Annotated in this window: 20 protein-coding genes; 8 read left to right on the forward strand and 12 right to left on the reverse strand. The window is 63.5% G+C overall.

The window, feature by feature from the left end:
- Positions 1-15: 15 nt before the first annotated feature.
- Together EN851_RS28300 and EN851_RS28305 are read right to left on the reverse strand one after the other, a co-directional pair.
- On the reverse strand, positions 16-945 hold the full coding sequence (locus EN851_RS28300) for a sigma-70 family RNA polymerase sigma factor (protein WP_135930477.1): 930 nt from the start codon (positions 943-945) through the stop codon (positions 16-18).
- The gene (locus tag EN851_RS28305; protein ID WP_135930478.1) at positions 942-1,700 is read right to left on the reverse strand and encodes an SDR family NAD(P)-dependent oxidoreductase; all 759 of its coding nucleotides are present in this window, start codon (positions 1,698-1,700) and stop codon (positions 942-944) included. Before EN851_RS28305 ends, EN851_RS28300 begins: the two co-directional genes overlap by 4 nt.
- A gap of 601 nt (positions 1,701-2,301) precedes the next feature.
- On the opposite strand from EN851_RS28305, the gene EN851_RS28310 reads away from it, so the two are divergent.
- A complete protein-coding gene (locus EN851_RS28310; protein WP_135930479.1) occupies positions 2,302-3,435 on the forward strand; it encodes an ATP-binding protein in 1,134 nt (377 codons plus the stop codon).
- A 79-nt stretch (positions 3,436-3,514) separates the two neighbouring features.
- Here the strand turns inward: EN851_RS28310 and EN851_RS36520 are convergent, their stop codons facing one another.
- A complete protein-coding gene (locus EN851_RS36520; RefSeq protein ID WP_189521950.1) occupies positions 3,515-4,693 on the reverse strand; it encodes a hypothetical protein in 1,179 nt (392 codons plus the stop codon).
- A 264-nt stretch (positions 4,694-4,957) separates the two neighbouring features.
- On the opposite strand from EN851_RS36520, the gene EN851_RS28320 reads away from it, so the two are divergent.
- A complete protein-coding gene (locus EN851_RS28320) occupies positions 4,958-6,016 on the forward strand; it encodes an aminopeptidase (RefSeq protein ID WP_245520824.1) in 1,059 nt (352 codons plus the stop codon).
- A gap of 48 nt (positions 6,017-6,064) precedes the next feature.
- Here EN851_RS28320 and EN851_RS28325 read toward each other — a convergent pair whose 3' ends face one another.
- Complete coding sequence (locus tag EN851_RS28325) at positions 6,065-6,958, reverse strand: LysR family transcriptional regulator (RefSeq protein WP_135930480.1); 894 nt, start codon at positions 6,956-6,958, stop codon at positions 6,065-6,067.
- A 154-nt stretch (positions 6,959-7,112) separates the two neighbouring features.
- Between EN851_RS28325 and EN851_RS28330 the strand changes: the two genes are divergently transcribed.
- On the forward strand, positions 7,113-7,766 hold the full coding sequence (locus tag EN851_RS28330) for a hydrolase (RefSeq protein ID WP_135916412.1): 654 nt from the start codon (positions 7,113-7,115) through the stop codon (positions 7,764-7,766).
- Positions 7,767-8,104: 338 nt separating this feature from the next.
- Here the strand turns inward: EN851_RS28330 and EN851_RS28335 are convergent, their stop codons facing one another.
- The gene (locus tag EN851_RS28335) at positions 8,105-8,629 is read right to left on the reverse strand and encodes a GNAT family N-acetyltransferase (RefSeq protein WP_245520825.1); all 525 of its coding nucleotides are present in this window, start codon (positions 8,627-8,629) and stop codon (positions 8,105-8,107) included.
- Positions 8,630-8,848: 219 nt separating this feature from the next.
- Between EN851_RS28335 and EN851_RS28340 the strand changes: the two genes are divergently transcribed.
- The gene (locus tag EN851_RS28340) at positions 8,849-9,154 is read left to right on the forward strand and encodes a hypothetical protein (protein WP_135930482.1); all 306 of its coding nucleotides are present in this window, start codon (positions 8,849-8,851) and stop codon (positions 9,152-9,154) included.
- Between the two features lie 51 nt (positions 9,155-9,205).
- Here the strand turns inward: EN851_RS28340 and EN851_RS28345 are convergent, their stop codons facing one another.
- Positions 9,206-9,586, reverse strand: coding sequence for a UTRA domain-containing protein (locus EN851_RS28345; RefSeq protein WP_135930483.1), 381 nt, complete (start codon positions 9,584-9,586; stop codon positions 9,206-9,208).
- A gap of 267 nt (positions 9,587-9,853) precedes the next feature.
- Here EN851_RS28345 and EN851_RS28350 point away from each other — a divergent pair, with 267 nt between their 5' ends.
- Positions 9,854-11,065 carry an alpha-D-ribose 1-methylphosphonate 5-triphosphate diphosphatase gene (locus tag EN851_RS28350; protein WP_135930555.1) on the forward strand — a complete coding sequence of 404 codons (1,212 nt, stop codon included), beginning with the start codon at positions 9,854-9,856 and terminating at the stop codon, positions 11,063-11,065.
- Between the two features lie 56 nt (positions 11,066-11,121).
- Here the strand turns inward: EN851_RS28350 and EN851_RS28355 are convergent, their stop codons facing one another.
- The gene (locus EN851_RS28355; RefSeq protein ID WP_135930484.1) at positions 11,122-11,322 is read right to left on the reverse strand and encodes a hypothetical protein; all 201 of its coding nucleotides are present in this window, start codon (positions 11,320-11,322) and stop codon (positions 11,122-11,124) included.
- Between the two features lie 514 nt (positions 11,323-11,836).
- Between EN851_RS28355 and EN851_RS28365 the strand changes: the two genes are divergently transcribed.
- A complete protein-coding gene (locus EN851_RS28365) occupies positions 11,837-13,861 on the forward strand; it encodes an amidase (protein WP_135930486.1) in 2,025 nt (674 codons plus the stop codon).
- Between the two features lie 98 nt (positions 13,862-13,959).
- Here EN851_RS28365 and EN851_RS28370 read toward each other — a convergent pair whose 3' ends face one another.
- Both EN851_RS28370 and EN851_RS28375 read right to left on the reverse strand, forming a co-directional pair.
- Positions 13,960-14,607: a ThuA domain-containing protein gene (locus tag EN851_RS28370; RefSeq protein WP_135930487.1), complete on the reverse strand. Its 648-nt coding sequence runs from the start codon at positions 14,605-14,607 to the stop codon at positions 13,960-13,962.
- Between the two features lie 54 nt (positions 14,608-14,661).
- Positions 14,662-15,684 carry an LLM class flavin-dependent oxidoreductase gene (locus EN851_RS28375; RefSeq protein WP_135930488.1) on the reverse strand — a complete coding sequence of 341 codons (1,023 nt, stop codon included), beginning with the start codon at positions 15,682-15,684 and terminating at the stop codon, positions 14,662-14,664.
- A gap of 129 nt (positions 15,685-15,813) precedes the next feature.
- On the opposite strand from EN851_RS28375, the gene EN851_RS28380 reads away from it, so the two are divergent.
- On the forward strand, positions 15,814-16,896 hold the full coding sequence (locus EN851_RS28380; RefSeq protein WP_135930489.1) for a CaiB/BaiF CoA-transferase family protein: 1,083 nt from the start codon (positions 15,814-15,816) through the stop codon (positions 16,894-16,896).
- A gap of 83 nt (positions 16,897-16,979) precedes the next feature.
- Positions 16,980-17,480, forward strand: coding sequence for a peptide deformylase (locus EN851_RS28385; RefSeq protein ID WP_135930490.1), 501 nt, complete (start codon positions 16,980-16,982; stop codon positions 17,478-17,480).
- A 12-nt stretch (positions 17,481-17,492) separates the two neighbouring features.
- Here the strand turns inward: EN851_RS28385 and EN851_RS28390 are convergent, their stop codons facing one another.
- From EN851_RS28390 to EN851_RS28400, 3 genes are all read right to left on the reverse strand, one after another.
- Positions 17,493-17,771: a hypothetical protein gene (locus tag EN851_RS28390; RefSeq protein ID WP_135930491.1), complete on the reverse strand. Its 279-nt coding sequence runs from the start codon at positions 17,769-17,771 to the stop codon at positions 17,493-17,495.
- 101 nt (positions 17,772-17,872) lie between these two features.
- Positions 17,873-19,369, reverse strand: a complete 1,497-nt coding sequence (locus tag EN851_RS28395; RefSeq protein WP_135930492.1) for an aldehyde dehydrogenase family protein — start codon at positions 19,367-19,369, stop codon at positions 17,873-17,875.
- 170 nt (positions 19,370-19,539) lie between these two features.
- Positions 19,540-20,676 (reverse strand): FAD-binding oxidoreductase, encoded by a 1,137-nt coding sequence (locus tag EN851_RS28400; RefSeq protein WP_135930493.1) that lies wholly within the window; start codon positions 20,674-20,676, stop codon positions 19,540-19,542.
- Positions 20,677-20,814: the final 138 nt, after the last annotated feature.

The following is a 20,814-nucleotide window of genomic DNA, read 5'->3' on the forward strand; positions in this document are numbered from 1 at the left end:
ACCTGTTGTCTCCTATCAGCGTCCGCCGCCACCACGGGAAGCTCCGGCTTCCCTTGCCAGCATCAGGTCCGCGTCGTCGAGGATGTAGCGGACGTAGCGGTAGTCGCGAATGAAGCTGATCCGGCCTTCGCGCCATTCCAGCCACATGAAGTGATTCGGCTTCGCCGCGGTCCGGTCTTCGAACACCGCGATCACCTCGCGGCCCTCGACCCATGCCGGCTTGAGCCACAAGCCGTCGCTCTTGGCGTAGATCGTGAAGAACATGCCGACGTCGGCGGCGCCCGCGCGCGGCGGGTGCATCGACTGATGGAGCCTCACATCGTCGGCAAGCAGCGCGCGCAAGCCGTCCCAGTCGCGCTGGTTGAACATGTTGACGTAGCGCACGATAGCGGCGGAGGCGATGCGCGCATCGGGCCGCGGGTCGGCCTGCGCGTTGATCTGCCGAAGCCGGGCACGGCCGCGCGCCAGATGCCCCTTCACCGCATCCACCGTGGTGCCAAGCAAGGCGGCGATGTCGGCCAGCGGCTCGTCGAGCACATCCCTGAGGATGACGACGCTGCGTTGCGGCACGGGAAGCTCCGCGAAGCGCGACACGGCGGTTTGCACGGCTTGCCTGCGCATCAGCATCTCCACCGGGTCGGCCGCGTCGGCAATGTCAAGCGCCGCCTCGATCGGCTCGGCCACGCGGATCGCGCGGCTGCGCGACAGGTCGAGCGCCCGGTTGTGGGCGATCCTGAACAGCCAGGGCCTCAGCTGCGGCACCTCGCACAACTCGTCGAGCGCCACGAAGGCGCGGGCGAACGTATCCTGCACGACATCCTCGCCGTCGATGACCGATCCCATCAGGCGGGCGCAATAGCGGTGCAGTTCCGGCCGCAGCGCGGCGGCAAGGGCAAGCAGCCCCTCCCGCCGGTCGCGCTCCACGGCTGGCTTTCCGTCGCTCAAGGACCAGCGCCCTCCATGATCGTCACGCCCGCGTCGCCGCTGAGGCCGAAGACGACGCCCTCGGCATGGGCCGGGTCCTCCAGCAGCGAGACGACCCTGTCGCCGAACGCCCGGGGCGGCATCGGCGCGCCGAAGCGGGCGACGAATTGTTCCGGCGTGATGCCCATCGAGCCGGCATAGGCGCCGGCGGCCGCATCGCCGATCCCGGTGCCGAGGATCATCTGCCGGGGCAGGATCGCCTGGAAGCGTATGCCGAGGCCTTTCTCTTGCGCCACGCCATTGGCGTACTTGGCCATGAACCACAACATCCGCTTGGAGCCGCCATAACCGCCCGACATCTGCGATCCGGTGACGGCGGCGCCGCTCGACCCGACCAGCACCCGGCTGCCCGGCTTGAGCGGCAGGTTCAGCGCCGCCTGCAGCCAGTAGAGCCCGGCCTTGACGTCGGTTTCCCAGGCGACGGAGAAATCCTCCCACTTCAACTGGTCCAGCCGCCCCATGCGCGGCGTGGCACCGGCATTGAGCACCACTATGTCAGGCCGCACCTCGCCCAGAATACGATAGGCCGCGTCCTCGTCCGTGACATCGGCCGCAATGGTGGCGACCCCAAGCCGCGCAGCAACCGCTTCCAGCGCCTCGGCGCCCCGCGCGACAACAGTCACCTCGGCGCCCTGCTCGACTAGCGCTTCGACCAGGCCGAGGCCAAGCCCCCGGCTGCCGCCGGTGACCACGATTTTCCTGTCCTTGAGGCTCATTGGATCCTGCTCCAGTGTTTCACTTTAGCTAAGACGTTTGAGGATCGGGAAAAGAGTCAGCGGTGCGCGAGATTTGGTGATGGCGTCTGGATATGACGTCGCCAATATGGGGGCGGGGGCGGAATGGCAGGTTTTGGAAGCTCCCGGTAGAAAGCTGTCGACCGGACGACGTTTGTAGGGACAGTTGCCACAAAGCTCCCGTTGGAACTAATTTCTTGACGTAGTGAGTATCAAGGTGGAGGTGCGGCTCAGCTCTACCACTCCGATACCCCCTAAATTTCTTCAAAAAAATCAACCGTTTGCATGCTTAAAAAACTTTTGCGTCCCTCAGAGCGTACTGGGAGTCTTAACCCGTGGGATAGAGCCAACAATCCTTCAGCCGACGTCCGGGTGACGTCTCCGCAATCGATCCTGCATCAATGAGCGCAAGAGAATATCCGCAGGTAACAGCAACCGCCTGGCCGACATTGGTCACCAGCGAATTCACCCCGTTCGGCTTGCCGTGCGCTTCTCCAAAGCTTCGCAGTGCCTAATATCAATGGGCCACGACAACTCGGTATGCTAAGGCGGTCCTAATTGGTAGGGCTAAAAAGGGAAGCCGATGCTATCGGAAGCATTGCTTGAGGAGCTACGTTTCAAGGGAGAAGGCTCCGACCTGGACTACAAGGCCGAACGGTACCGGTTTGCCCAGGCAAGCGATGACGACAAGTCGGCGATGCTCAAGGACATACTGGCCTTTGCCAATGCCTATAGGGAGGGCCCGGCCTACATCCTTCTGGGGTTCAAGGAAAACGCGCCACATCCTGCCGAAGTCACCGGTTTGCCTCCCGATGGAGCGATCGATGACTCCCGCGTGCAGCAGTTCGTCAATTCGAAATTGAACGCAAAGCTCGAGTTCCGCTACGAAGAAGGCTTGCTGGGTGACCGGCATATAGCTGTCATTTCAATCCCAAAGCAGCGTAGGCCGTTCTACCTGACCAGAGACTACGGGAAGCTTACCAGAGACACGGTGTATGTGCGCAGGGGCAGTTCCACCGGCATCGCTTCCCCAGACGAAATTGCGAGGATGGGCACCACCAGAGGCGTGGTAAAGACCGTGCTGGACTTTCAAACCCCAGACAACGACCCGCTTCCCAACGCGTTCGAGCGCCGATTCATTAATTTTCCTGCACGTCTCCCAAGCCTGGAACGCGACCGAAACGTGTTTTTGCCCACCACTTTCCTGGTCAACGCGCACTATTACAGGGAGGGGGCCGTATACCACTCGAGTTGGAACAGGGTTTTCCAGGCCAGGTTGCTGCTGACGAACCAGTCCGAATTTTCGCTTGGTGATGCGCATCTCGAGGTCGTCGTCCGGTGCCCGGAGGGAGAGACGGCGTCCATGCTTCGTGCTGACGAGATGCCGGACGTACCAAGCAGCACCTATTTCCCGTTAGCCAATGCTCACCTGGAGCACGCAGGTCAAGCGGTGACGATCGACGACAGGGGGAAAATGCCGGTGGCTCAGGTCGCGCTCGGCACGATACGCCCGGGCCAGACGGTGAGAGCCGAGGAGGACATCGCCATCCTGCCGTCAGGACCAGGAGTGTATTCCATACAGGTCCGAATCCTTGCCAATGAAATCCCGGCCCCGCTATTGGCAGAACATCAGCTCGAGGTCACCGGCCCCCTGGTATCCGTTAGCGAGCAAGAATTCTTTCTGTCGTGGAACAGCTTTCCAGACGACGAAGATTGAGCGGTTATTCGGCGCGCTTCGCAGACTGATCATCCCGGCCATTGCTACCTCACCCCGCGCCGGGGGGAATTTAGGCTCGTCAGGAACGGCCTCGATCTACAGCGCCAAAGTTCGGCGTTTGTAAAGGTTCTTGATTGAGCTCGCGGGCTCCCTGTGCTCTCAACGCGGTATCGAAAGGATGTCCCGCCAAGGGGTGAAGAGCGTTGGGATTCCACGCGAAAGTGGCTTCGATATTGATCTGCGCGGGGACAGTGGACAAGATCAGATTGTCCCGGAGAAAGATGATGCCAGACAGGTGACGGGTTGCGTCGCCGGCCGAAATTGAGGTCTTGAATTTCGGATTGTACTTCGATGCGAGATCGGGTGAGCCGACATAGTCGTTGAAAAAATGGTTGGCAAATCTCTTGAAGAAAAACTCTGGCTCGCGGCCGGTTAAGCTAAGTGCTTTCTCGCCCGACCAAGGGAAAACCACGAACGTGATGATGGTCGGCTCCACCCGTGAAAATTTCTTGGCATGCCCAAACAACAGTGGATGATGCGACTTGGCGTGGTCGATGGGCGAATATGTGCTCTCCCCAAAATGGACTCCGGCGTCCCAGGCGAACGTATAGCTCAGCCCGGGAATGACCTTGCTGTAGAAGACTTTTGGTCGAACGGCGATCTCCACGCCAGCGGTCAATTCGGCCAGCAGCTTCTTGCGATTGCTGGCGTACTCGGTGAAATCGCTGCCCATCTCATACGACGCGATGATCGCTAGGCGGGCGATCCCCTTACTCGATTTGAATTCTTTGAAAATCCCCTTAAGGATGTCTTCTGTCTTGTCGGACAGGAGCTTGGTGTCCATCGAGACACCGAGCTTGTTGAAAGCCAGATCGTGGTTTGCGTTCTGCATCCCCATTTCCGATGCCAGCGTCTCGATCGCGGGGATGGTGCGGTCGAGTTCGACATTTCCTGGTCCCGTAGCTTGTGCTGCCAGAAAGTAGTCGAGCGCACTCAACTCGGCATAGGCGCCGTCCCATTCACTCGTCGCGATCCGGTTTACCGCAGACAGGATTTCGACACTCAGCCTGGGATCGGTCTGCACTGCCGCATGGAGTCGATGCAGCCTTGCCGCGAAATTGTTCCGAAAGTTTTGGAACTGCTGATGGGCCAGCGCGCCTATGACGTGGTTCGAGGCGGGGTCCGACGTATCGAAATTTGCGGTGCCCGGGCCGAAGATAGATTCGACCAGTGATGCGTAGTGAGCCCTTGCGGTCAATATGTCGGATCCTATGAAATCTTGAGGAATACTCGTATGCCAACAATCTCATGAACAGAGAACTCTTCCGTCAAATGATCCACTACTATATCGGACCGTCAGTTTTTAGGAGATCGCGATTGCGCTACGAACGGCCGGAGTGAGCCGCATGGCAGCCACAGCGGCTTGGGGGCCGGCGGCGAACCGGCAGCTTCGAGGGCATGCCCAGTGGACGGTCCGCGAGACATATGCTCCATGGGCAAGTGACGAAGCGGCGGGGAAGAAGTGAAGCGCGTTTTTCGATTGTTTGCCGCGGTGGTCATGGCGTCCGCAGTCAGCGGCTGCACCAGCATTTCCTATTACGCCCAATCGCTGGAGGGTCATGTGCGGATCATGGCCGCGCGCCAAGACGTTGGAAAACTGATCCAGGCTCCTTCTACCCCTGCGGCGTTGCGCACCAGGTTGACGTCGGCGAGCGCGATCAGGCGGTTCGCCACGGACGAACTGGCACTGCCCGAAAACAGCAGCTATCGCAGTTATGTCGACATCCACCGGGATGCCGTGACCTGGGCCGTCTTTGCCGCCCCGCAATTTTCGCTCACGCCAACAACATGGTGCTTTCCGGTTTTCGGATGCGTTCCCTACCGGGGTTACTTCGACCGGAAATCCGCGACGGAAAGCGCTGCCGCACTTCATGAACGGGGGCTGGACGTCTATGTCTCCGGCGTCACCGCCTATTCCACGCTGGGCTGGTCCAGTGACCCGCTGCTCAGCACCATGCTGCGTCAGGACGACACCTATCTCGCGAGCCTCATCTTTCATGAACTGGCGCATCAGCGCCTCTATGTGAATGGCGATTCCGCATTCAACGAGGCTTTCGCGGTTGCCGTCGAAACCACCGGCACAAGAAAATGGCTCCGCGCGGCCGGCGACCGCGCCGGCTTGCGCCGCTACGAAGCCGATCGCAGGCGCAGCGCCGATTTTCTCGCACTGGTGTCGAAAACCCGGGACGAGTTGAGGCAGGTCTATCAAAGCTCCCGTAGCCCCGAGGAGATGGCGGCTGAAAAGGCAGCCACGCTCGACAGGCTGCGGATGCGCTACCGGCAAACGCGCGACAAACGCTGGGCCGGATACCGGGGATACGACGCCTGGTTCGATGCCCCGATCAACAACGCAAAGCTCGCCGCGACTTCCGTCTACGGCGAACAGGTTCCGGCGTTTCTCCGCCTGTTCGACCTGTGCGCCGGCGATTATCCGAGGTTTTACGCATCCGTTCGACGGATCGCGGATCTGCGCGAACCTGCCCGCGCCGAAGCGCTTGAGGCCGCCGCCACGTGTGATTGATTTTAATAAGTGAACGCAATTGTTGAAGGGTTCCGCCTCGTTCGTGCTTTAGCGGTCGAGACCCCAAACGTCTGGATGTCGTGCGAAATACTCGATCAGCATTTCGCTGAGGACCCGGACTTTCCGTGTGGGGTGCCTACCCGGCGGCCGGACGACATACACGCCTGCCGAAGGCGGGGGATAGCGCGTCATCACCGCAACGAGTGCGCCGGAGGCCATATATTCGTGCGTGATGCAGTCGGGGAGCCAGGCGATGCCGAGTCCAGCCGCCGCGGCAGCGGCAAGCGCGGTAGCGTTGTCGGCCTTGAACCTGCCCTGCGGCTGAGCCGTGACAATCTTGTCGCCATCCACGAACTGCCAGGCTTCCGTTCCTTGCATGAGGGCCTGATGGTCGACGAGTTGCTCTACCTTCTCAGGTGAACCGTGCGCCTTGATGTAATCCGGGCTTGCGACAAGCTTTCCATAGATCGGCCCGACGCGCTTCGCGATCAGGTTGGAGTCCTGAAGGTAGCCAACCCGGATCGCGCAATCGAAACCTTCGGCGATCAGATCGACGAAGCGGTCGCTGTAGGAGCTATGGATGTGGAGTTGCGGGTGGTGTTGCGCCATTTCCGCAAGCACCGGAGCGAAGTGGGTCGGGCCGAAAGAAAGCGGCATGGCAACCCTCAGGCGGCCGCGCAGTTCTCCGGTTGGGAGGATCGTTTCCCTGGCCGTGTCGATCTCGGCGCTGGCGCGTGCCGCATGATCCCTGAACGTGATCCCCGCTTCCGTAAGCGCCGCACCCCGGGTCGTTCGTGCAAGAAGCTGAACGCCAAGTTCCGCTTCAACCCGAAAGAGCCGCCGACTGACGATTGACTTGGAAACGCCGAGCCGACGCGCGGCGGCCGATACGCCGCCTGCATCGGCCACTACGACGAATGTCTGTAGATCTTCAATGTCCATTCCGGCGTTCCTCATTTCGCAACACAGTATGCCTGACCATGGCACTACCGCATCACCAAGAGGAACAGCAAATTGCGTCCAGGCAACGCCGCCCGCTGGCGCATGTCTCCCGTGAACCCAGTGCCGTCCATGGCGGCAGAGAAAGGAAGTCTTGATGACCCCTCGCAACGGCCTTGATTCGCTTCTTCGTCCTGAAGACTCGGTCCTCGTTCTGATCGATCACCAACCTTATCAGCTCGCAAACCTGAACAGCCACGATCCGCACATGGTGGTCAACAACACGACCGCGCTGGCGAAGCTGGCAAAAGCCTTCAATGTTCCGGCCATTCTCACCAGCGTGATCGCGGCGCGCGGTGGACTTCTCTTTAAGCAGATCACCGACGTATTTCCGGACCAGGAAGTCGTCGATCGCACCTGGGTGAACACCTGGCAGGACGAGAATGTGGTGAACGTCGTCAAGGCGACCGGCCGCAAGCAGCTGATCATCGCCGGCCTGTGGACCGAGGTCTGCGTCGCAATGCCGGTGATCCAGGCCGCCGGTGAAGGCTGGGACGTGACCGTGATCACCGACGCGTCGGGCGGCATTTCGAAGGAGTCTCACGAAGTTGCCATCCAGCGGATGATCGCGGCCGGCGCGAACGTGATGACCGTGATGGCGCTCGCTGGCGAATGGCAACGCGATTGGGCGCGCACCGAGCATGTCGAGGATCTGACCGAGATACTCATCCAGCACTTCGGCGGCAGCGGCATCGCGTATCTTTGGGAGCAGCAGCTCCTCAATACGCCTGTGCCGAGCGCCAAGGGCTAAGCTGAATAGGGATGACGAGCATCCGGGGCGATGCGTCGCAAGGGAGTTTGAATACGTATCGGGTCTCGTCATCCCACGCCGCCTCGCCAGCCTCACCGCACTGGCTTTCGGCGGCGGCGCCGGGCACTGATCGCCTTGACTGGTGATCTTGTCGCGGCGGATATGCGCTCGACGCCGGCACCTCGTCCAGCTGGTCCATGGGCCAGTGCTTGCGAGGCGGGGACGGATGCTGGCCGGCATCATTTTCGTGGCCTTTGAGGCGCCGATGATCTGATCTGCCCTGAACCGCGGAAAGCCCACGCGATCCAGGGATCATCCCTCGGCGGATGCCTCAAAGCCTAGCAGCCTGGCATCGCATCGCCCGCCAACAGTGACGTTCCGACGTCTGCGTCGAGCACGAAGCGCTCGCAGTGCTCACCGTCGGACTCATCGATGAAGCTCTCGACATGGTCGAAGCCGAGCTTCGCCAGGATCCGCAGCGACGCGACATTGCGCGTCGCCGCCTCGGCCGTCACCCGTTCGAGCGCGAGGGTTTCGAAGGCGTAGCGAAGCACTTCGCGCGCGGCCTCGCTGCCCAGCCCCTGCCCCCAATGCGCGCGCCCGAGCACAAATCCCAATGCGGCCGCCTTGGCGTCGGTTGCGAAGGACAGGGTGATCGCCCCGATCGCATCCGACACACCTGGCTGGTCCACGGACCATTTGATCGCCTTGCCGTCGGCGAACCGCTGACGCGAAAGCGCCAGCCACCGCGCGCCCGCGCTCATGTCGTCGGGAACGGGATCGCCGGCAAGGGAGGCGGATTCGACATCGGTGGCACGCGCGAACCATGCCGGGATATCCCGTTCGCCCGGCGCCCGAAGCACGAGCCTTGGTGTCGTGAGCCTGGGAACTGCTTTCATGGAGGCATTTTCGGCCCGAGGCGGCGCCAATGCAATGGCGCTGGCAGGGCTCGGCTGTAGCCAGGCAACGCCGGCCCAATCGCCTCTTCATCAATGCTTCACCATAGCGGCAACGGTGACGGAACCTTCCTGATCGCGGCGGACTTCTGGAGGCATTCTGAGCTCGATTGAAGAGGTCCCCGCATGAGAGTCACCGCAGCAGGCATCGACCGCATCAAGATCGGCAATGCCGACGCGAGCGGCCAGGGCGCGCATTTCGTCGTCTGGCTTTATCTTCAGGTCGACGAAGGGGGGACACAGACCGGTCAGGAACTGGTGGTGTCGGTGCCGTACGACGCGCGGATGACGTTCGACGATCTCGCGTCTCAGGCCTTCGAGAAGGCACACGCCATGCTTCGAGCCTGCTGCGAGATAGATGAGGCGATGTGGTGGAAGCAGTTCAACCGCAGCCTGGCGCCGCTGCCCGAATGGACGTCCGGCGCCCAGTAGTTGGCGAACCCGAACCAAGAATGGATGCTGGCGGGCGGGCGGTAGCCCGTCTCAGGTCGAACAGCGGCGTTGTTCGCGGCCGCACGCTATCCCGAGCCAGACCGGCGCCGATTTCATCTTTGGCGCGGAACCCAGCCCCTCACCCTCGCCGTTCTCAGCCTGCGCCAGCACGCTGAGCAGCTGGCTCGTATTGTCGATCGAGAACTGCATGCGTTCGCTCGCCCAGACCGTTTCGGAATAGGAGGTCGGCGTGCCTTTCATGTCCACATCGACTTTTTTCGTCAGCATCACCGGCTCGGTCTCCGGTTGCGTGAGCCGTCGCGCCTCCTCCTTGGTCGGCAGCCGCTCGATGATGTCGGTGCGCAGCCTTATGTAGTCGGTGACGCCATATTCGGCGAGGATGACGCTGACGCTGTGGCCCTTGCTTCTCAAGGCCGCGGCAACGTCCGTCTCGTACCGTCACATCTTGCGGATATCTCCGGTGGCAGCACGACGGGCCGGCCTGTTTGTCCTACACAACCCTGTCACCAAGCCAAGTTATCCAGTCATCAGAAATGAAACATTCAAATGCACGCCTTGAAACCGCCTGGCCGGAGGGCGATCCGGAAATGCGGAATGTTGTTTTCGGAGACGACCATGCTTGAACGGGCAGACAAGGCCGCACCCCACCGCGGGGACGAACCGATGGAGCGGCGGAACATGTGGCTGAGTGAATTCCAGATTGTCCTGCGCGACCGTGTCATTGCCAATGGCGCCGTCAGGGTCGAAGACGGCCGGATCGCCGAGATCCGCGACCAGCCTGTCGAGAACGCCGACTTCACCGGCGGCGGCCGCCTGCTGCTGCCTGGTTTCATCGACATGCATGGCGACATGGTTGAGCGCGAAGTGGAGCCGCGCAGCGGTGTCCACGTGCCGATGGAAATCGGCATCGCCGAACTCGACAAGCGGCTGGCCTCCTGCGGCGTGACCACAGCCTATGCCGCGCTTTCCTTCATCGGCAACAGCGCCACCGCGGCTTTGCTGCGCTCGGAAGAACACACATCTTCCATCATCCAGACCATCACCGGGCTGAAGGACGACCTTCTGGTCGACCACCGCATCCACGCCCGTTTCGAGGTGACGTTCACCGCGGCTGTCGGCGTGCTGGAACGACTGATGGATGCCGGCAAGCTGCACCTGGTCTCACTGATGGATCACACGCCCGGACAGGGGCAGTACCGCGACGTCGAACTGTATATCGCCCGCCTGGCCAAGGAGCGCGGCATGTCCATTGCCGACGTCTCCGAGTTCGTCGGCAAGCGCATGGCCGATCGCAATGGGCATGGCGGTGTGCTCGGCACGCTGCAGAGCCTGTCGGCGTTTGCCCGCGCCCGCGGCATCGTGCTCGCCTCGCACGATGACGACACATTGGAAAAGGTGGAATTCGTCCACGGCCTGGGAACCGTGCTCAGCGAATTCCCGGTGACCCTGGAGGCGGCGCGGGAAGCCCGCCGGCTGGGCATGTATACGGCCATGGGCGCGCCCAACGCGTTGCGCGGAGAATCCTATTCGGGCAATCTTTCCGCCCGCCAGGCCTATCAGGCCGGGCTGCTCGACATGCTGGCCAGCGACTATCACCCGGCCTCGATCCTGCCCGCCGTGCTCGGCCTGGCGCAGTTGCGCGAGGATGGCCTGGCAGCGGCTGCGGCGCTGACCAGCGCCAACCCGGCCAAGGCATTGGGCCTGGCCGACCGCGGCGCCATCGAGCCTGGACTCCTGGCCGATCTCGTCGTCGCCGATGTCAGCCCCGTGGCCCGCGTGCGCGCCACCTTCCGTGCCGGCCGCATGATTTATGGCGACGGCACGCTGGCGCCGGCGCGCAAGGCGGAACGTTTTCAGGAGGTGGCGACCCACCCGTATCTGCAGGCCTAGAGCAATCGCCAAGAAAGGTGCGGGCTGCTTATCGTTCCCTGAGACGGTGAACCATCCTAAAGATCGAGCGCCACCATCATCCCGCGCACCTCCGCCATTTCCAGCAGCACATCCTGCAGCCTATCGATGGTCAGCGCCGCGCCGGCTGCCGCCGGCAGTTCCGCGATACTCTCCTTCATCGAAATGACGGCGACCCCGGTTTTCTCGGAAAGCAGCCGTGCAATGGCCGTGCGGACAAGCGCGTTCTGTTCAGGCATGATTCCCCTTTCATGCTGTGATGACGGCACCATTTTCTTTCATGTTATATGCCAGTCGCAACTTATGCGAGCATTCATTCACGCTTGCAAGTCGTCTTGTCGATCATTCTGACAGGATCGGCAGCCACTCAGCAGCGAGAGCGACGGCATCCTGCTGTCATCGGGCTCCATGGCGGCGAGCAGAGCCAGCGGCACTTCGTGCCGGTAAAGACCGATGAAAGCCCTGCCTCCCACGGTTACCGGCAATTCGGTCGATCTGTCGAAAATGGAATACGTGCCTGTCGGCTCGTTCAGTATCTCGAAACGGTACAATGCAAACCTCACCCTCCCCCCGGGAGCCTTGTAACGCGCGCGCCCATCAGAGGTTGCATAAAAAAATCGATTTTTTCGAGGACCGCGTGCCGCTGACCTGAAAGGCAGGAACAACAGGCTCGGCAAAGACCTCTGATTGGCTCTTGCCGAAGCCGGCGGCCTCGCTCATCCATGGCGTACGGACAACAGCCTGGGACCCGCGATGACCGACGCCAGCCTTCACCTCGTCGAAGCGACGATCGACGAACTGCGCCAGGCGCTCGACGAGGGCACGGTCACCAGCGTCGAACTCGTCGCGGCCTATGTCAGGCGCATCGCCCATTTCGACCGGCACGGCATCAGCCTCAACGCCGTGCCTGTGCTCAACCCTGATATGTTCGAGGAAGCCGCCGCTTCCGACCAGCGGCGCCGGCAAGGCAAGACGCTCGGCACCCTCGACGGCATCCCCTACACCGCCAAGGACAGCTACAAGGTCAAGGGGCTGACGGTGGCGGCCGGCTCGCCCGCCTTCGAGCATCTCGTCGCCAATGAAGACGCCTTCACCATCGCCCGGCTGCGTGCCGGCGGCGCTGTGCTGATCGGCCTCACCAACATGCCGCCCATGGCCAATGGCGGCATGCAGCGCGGCGTCTATGGCCGCGCCGAAAGCCCGTACAACGCCGACTACCTGACCGCCGCCTTCGCGTCGGGCTCCTCCAATGGCTCGGGCACCGCGACGGCGGCGAGTTTCTGCGCCTTCGGGCTTGGCGAGGAGACCTGGTCGTCCGGCCGCGCGCCGGCCACCAACAACGCGCTGGTCGCCTACACGCCCTCGCGCGGGGTGATTTCGGTGCGCGGCAACTGGCCCTTGGTGCCGACCATGGATGTCGTGGTGCCGCACACGCGCAGCGTGCCCGACATGCTGGAACTGCTCGATGTCATCGTCGCCGATGATCCGGAAACCAGAGGCGATTTCTGGCGCGCCCAGCCCTGGATCAAACTGCCGAAAAGTTCCGAGCTGCGCCCACCGCGTTACACCGATCTGGCGCTGGAGGGGTCGCTCAAGGGCAAACGGCTCGGCGTGCCCGGAATGTATATCGGCCGCGACAGCGAGGCCGACCGGCCGATCGAAACCCGCGCCTCGGTGCTTGATCTATGGGAGCAGGCGGCAACGGATCTGCGTCGGCTCGGCGCCGAGATGGTCGAGGTCGATTTTCCCGTCGTCTCCAACTACGAGCGCGACCGTCCCGGCGCGCGAACCATGGTCGAGCGCGGACTGGTGCCGGCGGACTTCGCCGACCGCGAAATCTGGGACCTCTGCATCTGGGCCTGGGACGATTTCCTGCGCGCCAATGCCGACCCTGCCTTGCCCGATCTCGCCTCTGTCGACGGCCCGAAAATCTTTCCGCAGCCGCCAGGCACCTTGCCGGACCGCTATGAAGGCGGCTTCGACCTGGCGGACTATGTCGAGCGGGCGAAGTCCGGCGTCACGCCCTTCAAGGACATCCCGACCATGGCAGACGGGTTGACGGGACTTGAGGCGACGCGGCGCATCGATTTCGAGGACTGGCTGGACGCCAACCGCCTCGATGCCGTGGTGTTGCCGGCCGCCGCCGATGTCGGCCCGGCCGACGCCGACATCAACGAGGCGTCCGCCGCGCTCGCCTGGCGCAACGGCACCTGGGTCGCCAACGGCAATCTGGTCTGGCGCCATTTCGGCATCCCGACCGTCACCATACCGATGGGCACCATGGCCGACATCGGCATGCCGGTCGGCCTGACCTTCGCCGGCAAGGCTTACGACGACGAAAGGCTGCTGCGCATGGCCGGCGATTACGAACGCTCCACGCAGCGCCGCACGAGCCCGCCGCGCACGCCTGAACTGGCCGATGATGTGTTTTCGAGCCGGCCCAACCGGGCTGGCGACGCCAAAGCACCTCCGCTTGCCATCGCGTTTGCTGCCGAGATGCGTTCTTCCCGCGATCAGGACGAGATCGCCATCACGCTTGATCTGCCCGGCGACGCAGAGGCGCAGAACGCCAGCGTCAAGCTGCATGTCAACGGAGACGCCGTCGCGATGCAACGAAGCGGGACGCGCTTCATCGGGCGTGCGCTCGTTCCGGCCGCCGAGCACCAGCGCCTCCATAGCCCCTGGCGCGGCGCGTATGGCTCGATCGTGACGGCGGTGGTGCGGCTGGAGGATGGACGCACCGCAGGCGCCTATGCGGTTACGGGTGGGATTGGGTAGCGAAGTAGTGAAAAGCGCAACGTCCACCGTCGAGTTCTGTCACGCCCCCCTTTGTCCGGCAGGACAGAGGGGGGCGCCGTAGAGCGCCACCGTTGCCGCTACCCCCGCGCGGCCCACAGCAAGCCGCGCTCGACCATCAGCGCCATTTCCGGCACCGCGAACTCATCCGCGGTGTGACCAAGCGAACTGTAAAAGACCTTGCCCGCGCCATACCGGCGCTTCCAGGCGACCGGCATGACGACGCCGTCGATGCCGGGGAAATGCGCGTCGGTGAATGTGGTTGTCGCCAGCACTTCGTTGCCCGGGTCGACATGCATGTAATATTGCTCCGACCTATAGGCGAAATCACTGACGCCTTTCGTGATCGGATCGTCCGGCCGGGTGATGACGACGCGATAGTCGATGATGTCGCCGGGATGCGCGACCCATTGGCCGCCGGTCATGAACTGATAGTCGGGCTCATTGCGAAAGCTGTCGCCCATCGTGCCGTGGAAGCCGCCGAGCCCGCTCCCTTGGCGAACGGCCTGCGTCAGGTTCTTCAGCTCGGCCTTTTCGATCGTCGACATGGTGATGACAGGCACGATGAGATCGAATGAGGCAAGGTCCGGGTCGGCGAACATCGCCGTGCCCTGGCCGAGCGTGACCGTGAAACCGTTGCGCTCCAGCATGTCGCGCACGACATTGGCGCTGCGCTCAGGTGTGTGGCCTTCCCAGCCGCCCCAGGCAATCAGGGCCTTCTTCGCCATACCGTGAATCTCCGTGAACCGCCCGCAATGGCGGATGGTTACACGGAGCGGCCGTCAGCGCCACCCCAGCGCCGGCGCGACATGGGTCATGATCGCTTCGAGGACATGGGCGTTGTAGTCGACGCCGAGCTGGTTGGGCACGGTGAGCAGGAGCGTGTCGGCCTCGGCGATCGCCTCGTCCTGCGCCAATTCCTTGATCAGCACATCCGGCTCGGCGGCATAGCTGCGGCCGAAGATCGCCCGCGTATTTTCCTCGATGAAGCCGATCTGGTCGCGGCTCTCATTGCCGCGCCCGAAATAGGCGCGGTCGCGATCGTCGACCAGCGCGAAGATGCTGCGGCTGACCGAGACGCGCGGCTCACGCTTGTGCCCGGCCGCCTTCCAGGCTTCGCGATAGACGCGGATCTGCTCGGCCTGCTGGACGTGGAACGGCTTGCCGCTCTCGTCGAATTTCAGCGTCGAGCTCTGCAAATTCATGCCGAGCTTGGCCGCCCATTCCGAGGTGGCGTTGGTGGCCGCGCCCCACCAGATGCGCTCGCGCAGGCCCTCCGAATGCGGCTCGAGCCTGAGCAGGCCGGGCGGATTGGGGAACATCGGCCGTGGATTGGGCTGGCCAAAGCCCTCGCCGCGCAGCGTGTCGAGGAAGACCTCTGCGTGATGCCGCGCCATATCGGCGTCGGTCTGGCCTTCCTGCGGCTGGTAGCCGAAATAGCGCCAGCCATCGATGACCTGTTCGGGCGAGCCACGGCTGATGCCGAGCTGCAGACGTCCGCCGGCGATGATGTCGGCGGCGCCGGCATCCTCGGCCATGTAGAGCGGGTTCTCGTAGCGCATGTCGATGACCGCCGTGCCGATCTCGATACGGCTGGTCTTGGCGCCGACGGCAGCCAGCAGCGGGAATGGCGAGGCGAGCTGGCGGGCGAAGTGATGCACGCGGAAATAGGCGCCGTCCGCGCCAAGCTGCTCGGCGGCGACGGCGAGATCGATGGATTGCAGCAGCGCGTCCGATGCCGAACGCACCTGCGACTGCGACGAGGGCGTCCAATGCCCGAATGACAGGAAACCGATTTTTTTCATGGCCCTGAAGTATATGCCGACGGCACATGCTTCAATGGCGAAAGAGCGGGGTTACACACCGTCGCCCTCTCGATACCAAACGTTCGCGATAACCAAGGTGCCAAAGGGCCGACCGCTGTGGAGGATGGGATGCTCAGGGGAATCCGCATCGTCGAGATCGAAGCGCTGGGACCGGCGCCCTTCGCCGGCATGCTGCTCGCCGATCTCGGCGCCGATGTCATCGTCGCCCACCGCAAGCACGCGTCCATGCCGGGTGCGCCGGAGCGCTCGCTGCTCGATCGCGGCAAGCGCTCTATCGCGCTCGACCTCAAGGACGCCGGGGACGTGGCCGTGCTGATGCGCCTCATCGCCACCGCCGACGGGCTGATCGAGGGGTTCCGGCCCGGCGTGATGGAGCGTCTTGGGCTCGGCCCGGATGTCTGCCTCGCGGCCAACCCGCGCCTGGTCTACGGCCGCATGACCGGCTGGGGCCAGGACGGACCGCTGGCCGCCACCGCCGGGCACGACATGAACTATATCGGCCTGTCGGGCGCGCTCTGGTACGCCTCCTTGCCTGGAGAACCGCCCATGGCGCCGCCGACGCTTGTCGGCGACATAGGCGGCGGCGCGCTCTATCTGGTGGTCGGCATGCTGGCCGGCATCATCAACGCGCGTGCCGGCGGCCACGGCACCGTGGTCGACGCCGCGATCGTCGACGGCTCCGCCCATATGATGAACCTGTTGATGTCGCTCGGCCAGTCCGGCGCGCTCGCAACGGAGCGCGGTCAAAGCCTGCTGGATGGGCCGCATTGGTGCCGCGTCTACCGCACGTCGGAGGGTAGCTTCATCAGTGTCCAGTGCATCGAGCCGAAATTCTACGCGCTCTTCCTCGACCGGCTCGGCCTCGCCGCCGATCCAAACTTCGCCCGGCAGTTCGATCGCGAGCTCTGGCCGGAGCTCGGCGACCGGCTGGCGGCGATCTTTGCCGCGAAACCCCGTGACGAATGGATCAGCCTGTTCGAAGGGTCCGACGCCTGCGTCGGGCCGGTGCTTGGCCCGCATGAATCCGCCCTGCATCCGCATATGGCCGCCCGCGGTACATGGCAGGCGGTGGACGGCGCGCTTCAAGCGGCTGCGGCACCGCGCTTTTCCAGCGCGCGGTGGACGCCGCCCAAATGCCCGGCGCGCGGCGAACACGATGCCGAAATCCGTGCGGGCCTGGCGGAACCGTGATGGCGCCATGCTAGGCTATGCCAGTATTCGCCGGTCGCCACGGCCCCACCCGACGAAGATGATTGGCGGATAGGACGAGGTCCATGGCGGTTCGGTCGATCATAAAATTCCCCAATCCCCTCCTCCGTGCAGTGGCCGAACCCGTAGAGCTGTTCGACGGCGACCTGCACGCTTTGGCCGGCGATCTCATCGACACCATGCACGCGGCGCCAGGGATAGGCATCACCGGCCCGCATGTCGGCGTCTTGAAACGCCTGGTCGTGATCCAGCTTCCTTCCGCGGCAAAGCCGGGAATCTATGCAAATCCATCCGTCATCCAGGCCTCGATCGAGATGGTCCGTCACACGGAAGGCAGTGTTTCCATGCCCGGCGTCACCGAGGACATCGAGCGGCACGCCCGCATACGCGTCCGCTATCAGGATCTGGATGGCAATGAGCGGTTCGAGGATGCCGAGGGTCTGCTGGCGGTTTGCCATCAGCACGAGATCGACCAGCTCGACGGGCTGTTCTGGACGCACAGGCTGACGCGCCTCAAGCGCGACCGGCTGATCAAGCGCTACGGCAAGTTGATGCGAGCGTCGTAGGCGCCAGGCCGTCTACTTCCCGCAGTGGTGATCGTTGATCTTGTTTATCGCAAACCCATCCGGCCCTGTCCGCTGGTAGGAGCAGGCCCCCGCGGCCGTCGTGATCAACTGCTGGTCATAATAGCGCGGGCCGCCGAACAGGAAATCGATGAGGTCGTCATTGGCCGGAACATAGCGTTCCTGTTCGCCCTGTTGATTGTGGCGGTGCTTGGCCCCGGCGAATGCCGTGGAAGACATGCAGCAGCCTATTGCGAGGGCAAGAACACAGATCGCCAGCCGTTTGGTCGTCATCGCAAAACACCCTTCTGTTCGGTGTTCATCTTATATCCAAATCCTCAGATGACGAAAAGTTCCTGAACACGGGCCTTGCCAGCACCTGAATATCAGCACAGCTAGTCGGTCTGGATCCAGACCGACTTGGTCTCCAGATACTCATGCAGATGCTCGATGCCGCCCTCGCGGCCATAGCCGGACATCTTCATGCCGCCGAACGGCACGGCGGGGTCGATGGCATGGTACATGTTGACCCACACCGAGCCTGCCTTGATGCGGCGGGCGAGCTTGTGCGCGGTGCCGAGATTTGTGGTGAAGATGCCGGCGGCCAGCCCGTAGGGCGTCGCATTGGCGCGCGCGACGGCCTCGTCCAGCGTGTCGAACGGCATCGCCGAAATGACCGGCCCGAAGATCTCTTCGCGCGCGATGGTCATGGTGTCCGACACCGCGCCGAAGACGGTCGGCGCGATGAAGTTGCCGCCGTCATAGAGCGCGCCCGTCAGCCGCGAGCCGCCGGCGACCAGTTCGGCGCCTTCGTCGCTGCCGGCCTTGATGTAGCCCTCCACCTTGCCGGCCTGCCGGGCGTTGATCAGCGGCCCGATTTCGGTTTCCGCCTCGATGCCGTGGCCGACGCGCAGGCTGCCGGCGAACTCGGCGAGCCGCCGCACGAACTCGTCATGGATCTCGCGCGCCACGAACAGGCGCGAGCCGGCAATGCAGATCTGGCCCGAATGCACGAACACCGCCATGGCCGCGATGGGAACAGCCTTGTCGATATCGGCGTCGCGGCAGACGATGATCGGTGACTTGCCGCCAAGCTCGAGCGAGACGCGCTTGAGATTGGCGACGCCCGCCCGCGCGATCGCCTGGCCGGTAAGCGTCGAGCCGGTGAAGACGATCTTGTTGACGTCGGGATGCTCGGCAAGCCGCGCGCCCGCTTCGGCGCCGGTTCCGGTGACGATGTTGACGACGCCGTCGGGCACGCCCGCTTCCTGCATCAGCCGCGCGATCAGCAGCGGCGTCAGCGATGCTTCCTCCGAGGGTTTCAGCACGATGGTGCAGCCCGTGGCGAGCGCCGGCGCGATCTTCCAGATCGAGGCCGCGGTGGGCGCATTCCAGGGGATGATCGCGCCGACGACGCCGACCGGTTCGCGCCGGGTGAAGGTGACGATCTCGCCCGGAATGGAATTGTCTATGGATTCGCCGTGCAGCGCGGTCGCCATGCCGGCATAGAAGCGCAGCATGCCGATGACGCGGCGCCGGTTGGCCAGCGTGCGCGTGATCGGCAGTCCCATGTCGAGCGTGTCGGAAACGCTGAGTTCTTCCCAATGAGTCTCGAACAGATCGGCGATCCTGAGCAACACGCATTGCCGCTCATAGGGGGAGAAGTTCGACCATGGCCCTTCGAAGGCCGCGCGCGCTGCCGCCACCGCCGCATCGACATCGGCGGCTGCGCCGAGCGGCACGGTCGCCAGCACTTCGCCGGTCGCCGGGTTGAGCGCCCGCATCACCTCGCCGGACTGCGCCGCAACCCACTGGCCGCCGATGAACATCGGCCGGAATTCGCCGTGGTAGAGCGTCGCGGCCTTCGCCCTCGGGTCGAAATTCACCGTCATCTCGTCCTCCTCACGAATTCCATGGCGACTATTACTCCCGGTGGGAGCGACCTCAAGCAAGGAAAGCTGAAAGGGCGTTCTCGACCGGGGGCACGCAGCGCATCGCCCGGGCCCGGCGGTCCTGACGAGGCCACGCGCATGTCCGGCAACATGGGCGCCTCAACAGTCATTCACCTCGGTCGTGGCCCATGAAAGCGGGCCGGCGACAACAGGCTGGGATCGGCGCCTTCGCCAAGAAATGGCTTGGGCAGGTCGCTTCCGGTCACCAGGGCCGCGGTCAGTTGACCGAGCGCGGGTCCGGTCTGGATGCCGTAGCCGCCTTGTCCTGCCAGCCAGAAGAAGCCCTCGACATGGGGGTCCCAACCGACCGCCGGCGTCTTGTCCGCAAAGAACGACCGCAGCCCCGCCCAACTGCGCGACACATGCGTTACCGGCAGCGCGGCGGCCTGTTGAACGCGATCGACTGCGATGGCGATATCGATCTCCTCGGGCTGTGCATCACACGGTTCGCTCGGCGTCTCGTCGGCTGGTGAGAGCAACAGCATTCCCGAGGATGGTTTGAAATAGAACATCTCGTCGGCATCGATCACGCCCGGCCAGTCCTTGGCGTTGATGCCGAGTGGCGTTTCGACAAGCATTGCGGTCCGTCGTTTCGGGACCAGGCCAAGCGGCGTGGCTCCTGCCATGGCGGCCACCTGGTCCGCCCATGCACCCGCCGCGTCGACCAGGACGGGCGCCTCGAAGACGCCGGCCGTGGTCGTCACGATCCATGTGCCACCAATCCGCTCGATCGCCTCGACCCGAGCATTGGTGACGACCTGCGCGCCCTGGCGGCGTGCGCCCCGCAGAAAGCCCTGGTGAAGGGTGTCGACATCGATGTCCATCGCCGAACGGTCCAGAAACGCGCTCGCCTCGTATTCGGGTCGCAGGATTGGAATGACCGATCGGGAAGCGTCGGGGTCGAGCCATTCGATGGCTGTTGCCGATTCCGCGACCCTCTCGGCAAACAGCGCCTCCAGCCTGGGCCTCTGCGCGGCCGTGCCGATCGACATTGTGCCACGAGGTGTCAGCAAGGGTACGTCGCAGAAGCCGGACGGCGGCTCGAGGAAGAACCGCCGACTGGCGCGCGTAAACGCGCGGATAGCGACGTTGCCGTAACCCTCGATGAAGAGAGCGGCGGACCGTCCCGTTGTGTGCATGCCGCAATGGGCTTCGGCTTCAAGCACGGTCACCTGTCGACCAGCCGCAAGAAAGAAAGCCGCCGAGGCGCCAGCCATGCCGCCGCCGATGATAAGAACGTCCTGCATGGCTTCCCTCTTGCAAGTGCCGGCAACCAAGCAGAATATTTCCGATCGGTCAAACCTCTTTCCTATGATAAAGGCGGCGCCGCTTGCGAGTCGACTTTGTCCAGTCCCAACCCTAGACTGCCGCCAATGTCGAAAAGG

The organism is Mesorhizobium sp. M8A.F.Ca.ET.208.01.1.1, assembly GCF_004791315.1.
Taxonomy (GTDB): domain Bacteria; phylum Pseudomonadota; class Alphaproteobacteria; order Rhizobiales; family Rhizobiaceae; genus Mesorhizobium.

Coding starts and splice junctions, on each gene's coding strand:
- EN851_RS28305 (WP_135930478.1), bottom strand. CDS start 1,700: ATGAGCCTCAAGGACAGGAAAATCGTGGTCACCGGCGGCAGCCGGGGG.
- EN851_RS28310 (WP_135930479.1), top strand. CDS start 2,302: ATGCTATCGGAAGCATTGCTTGAGGAGCTACGTTTCAAGGGAGAAGGC.
- EN851_RS28325 (WP_135930480.1), bottom strand. CDS start 6,958: ATGGACATTGAAGATCTACAGACATTCGTCGTAGTGGCCGATGCAGGC.
- EN851_RS28330 (WP_135916412.1), top strand. CDS start 7,113: ATGACCCCTCGCAACGGCCTTGATTCGCTTCTTCGTCCTGAAGACTCG.
- EN851_RS28340 (WP_135930482.1), top strand. CDS start 8,849: ATGAGAGTCACCGCAGCAGGCATCGACCGCATCAAGATCGGCAATGCC.
- EN851_RS28350 (WP_135930555.1), top strand. CDS start 9,854: ATGTGGCTGAGTGAATTCCAGATTGTCCTGCGCGACCGTGTCATTGCC.
- EN851_RS28355 (WP_135930484.1), bottom strand. CDS start 11,322: ATGCCTGAACAGAACGCGCTTGTCCGCACGGCCATTGCACGGCTGCTT.
- EN851_RS28365 (WP_135930486.1), top strand. CDS start 11,837: ATGACCGACGCCAGCCTTCACCTCGTCGAAGCGACGATCGACGAACTG.
- EN851_RS28370 (WP_135930487.1), bottom strand. CDS start 14,607: ATGGCGAAGAAGGCCCTGATTGCCTGGGGCGGCTGGGAAGGCCACACA.
- EN851_RS28375 (WP_135930488.1), bottom strand. CDS start 15,684: ATGAAAAAAATCGGTTTCCTGTCATTCGGGCATTGGACGCCCTCGTCG.
- EN851_RS28380 (WP_135930489.1), top strand. CDS start 15,814: ATGCTCAGGGGAATCCGCATCGTCGAGATCGAAGCGCTGGGACCGGCG.
- EN851_RS28385 (WP_135930490.1), top strand. CDS start 16,980: ATGGCGGTTCGGTCGATCATAAAATTCCCCAATCCCCTCCTCCGTGCA.
- EN851_RS28390 (WP_135930491.1), bottom strand. CDS start 17,771: ATGACGACCAAACGGCTGGCGATCTGTGTTCTTGCCCTCGCAATAGGC.
- EN851_RS28395 (WP_135930492.1), bottom strand. CDS start 19,369: ATGACGGTGAATTTCGACCCGAGGGCGAAGGCCGCGACGCTCTACCAC.
- EN851_RS28400 (WP_135930493.1), bottom strand. CDS start 20,676: ATGCAGGACGTTCTTATCATCGGCGGCGGCATGGCTGGCGCCTCGGCG.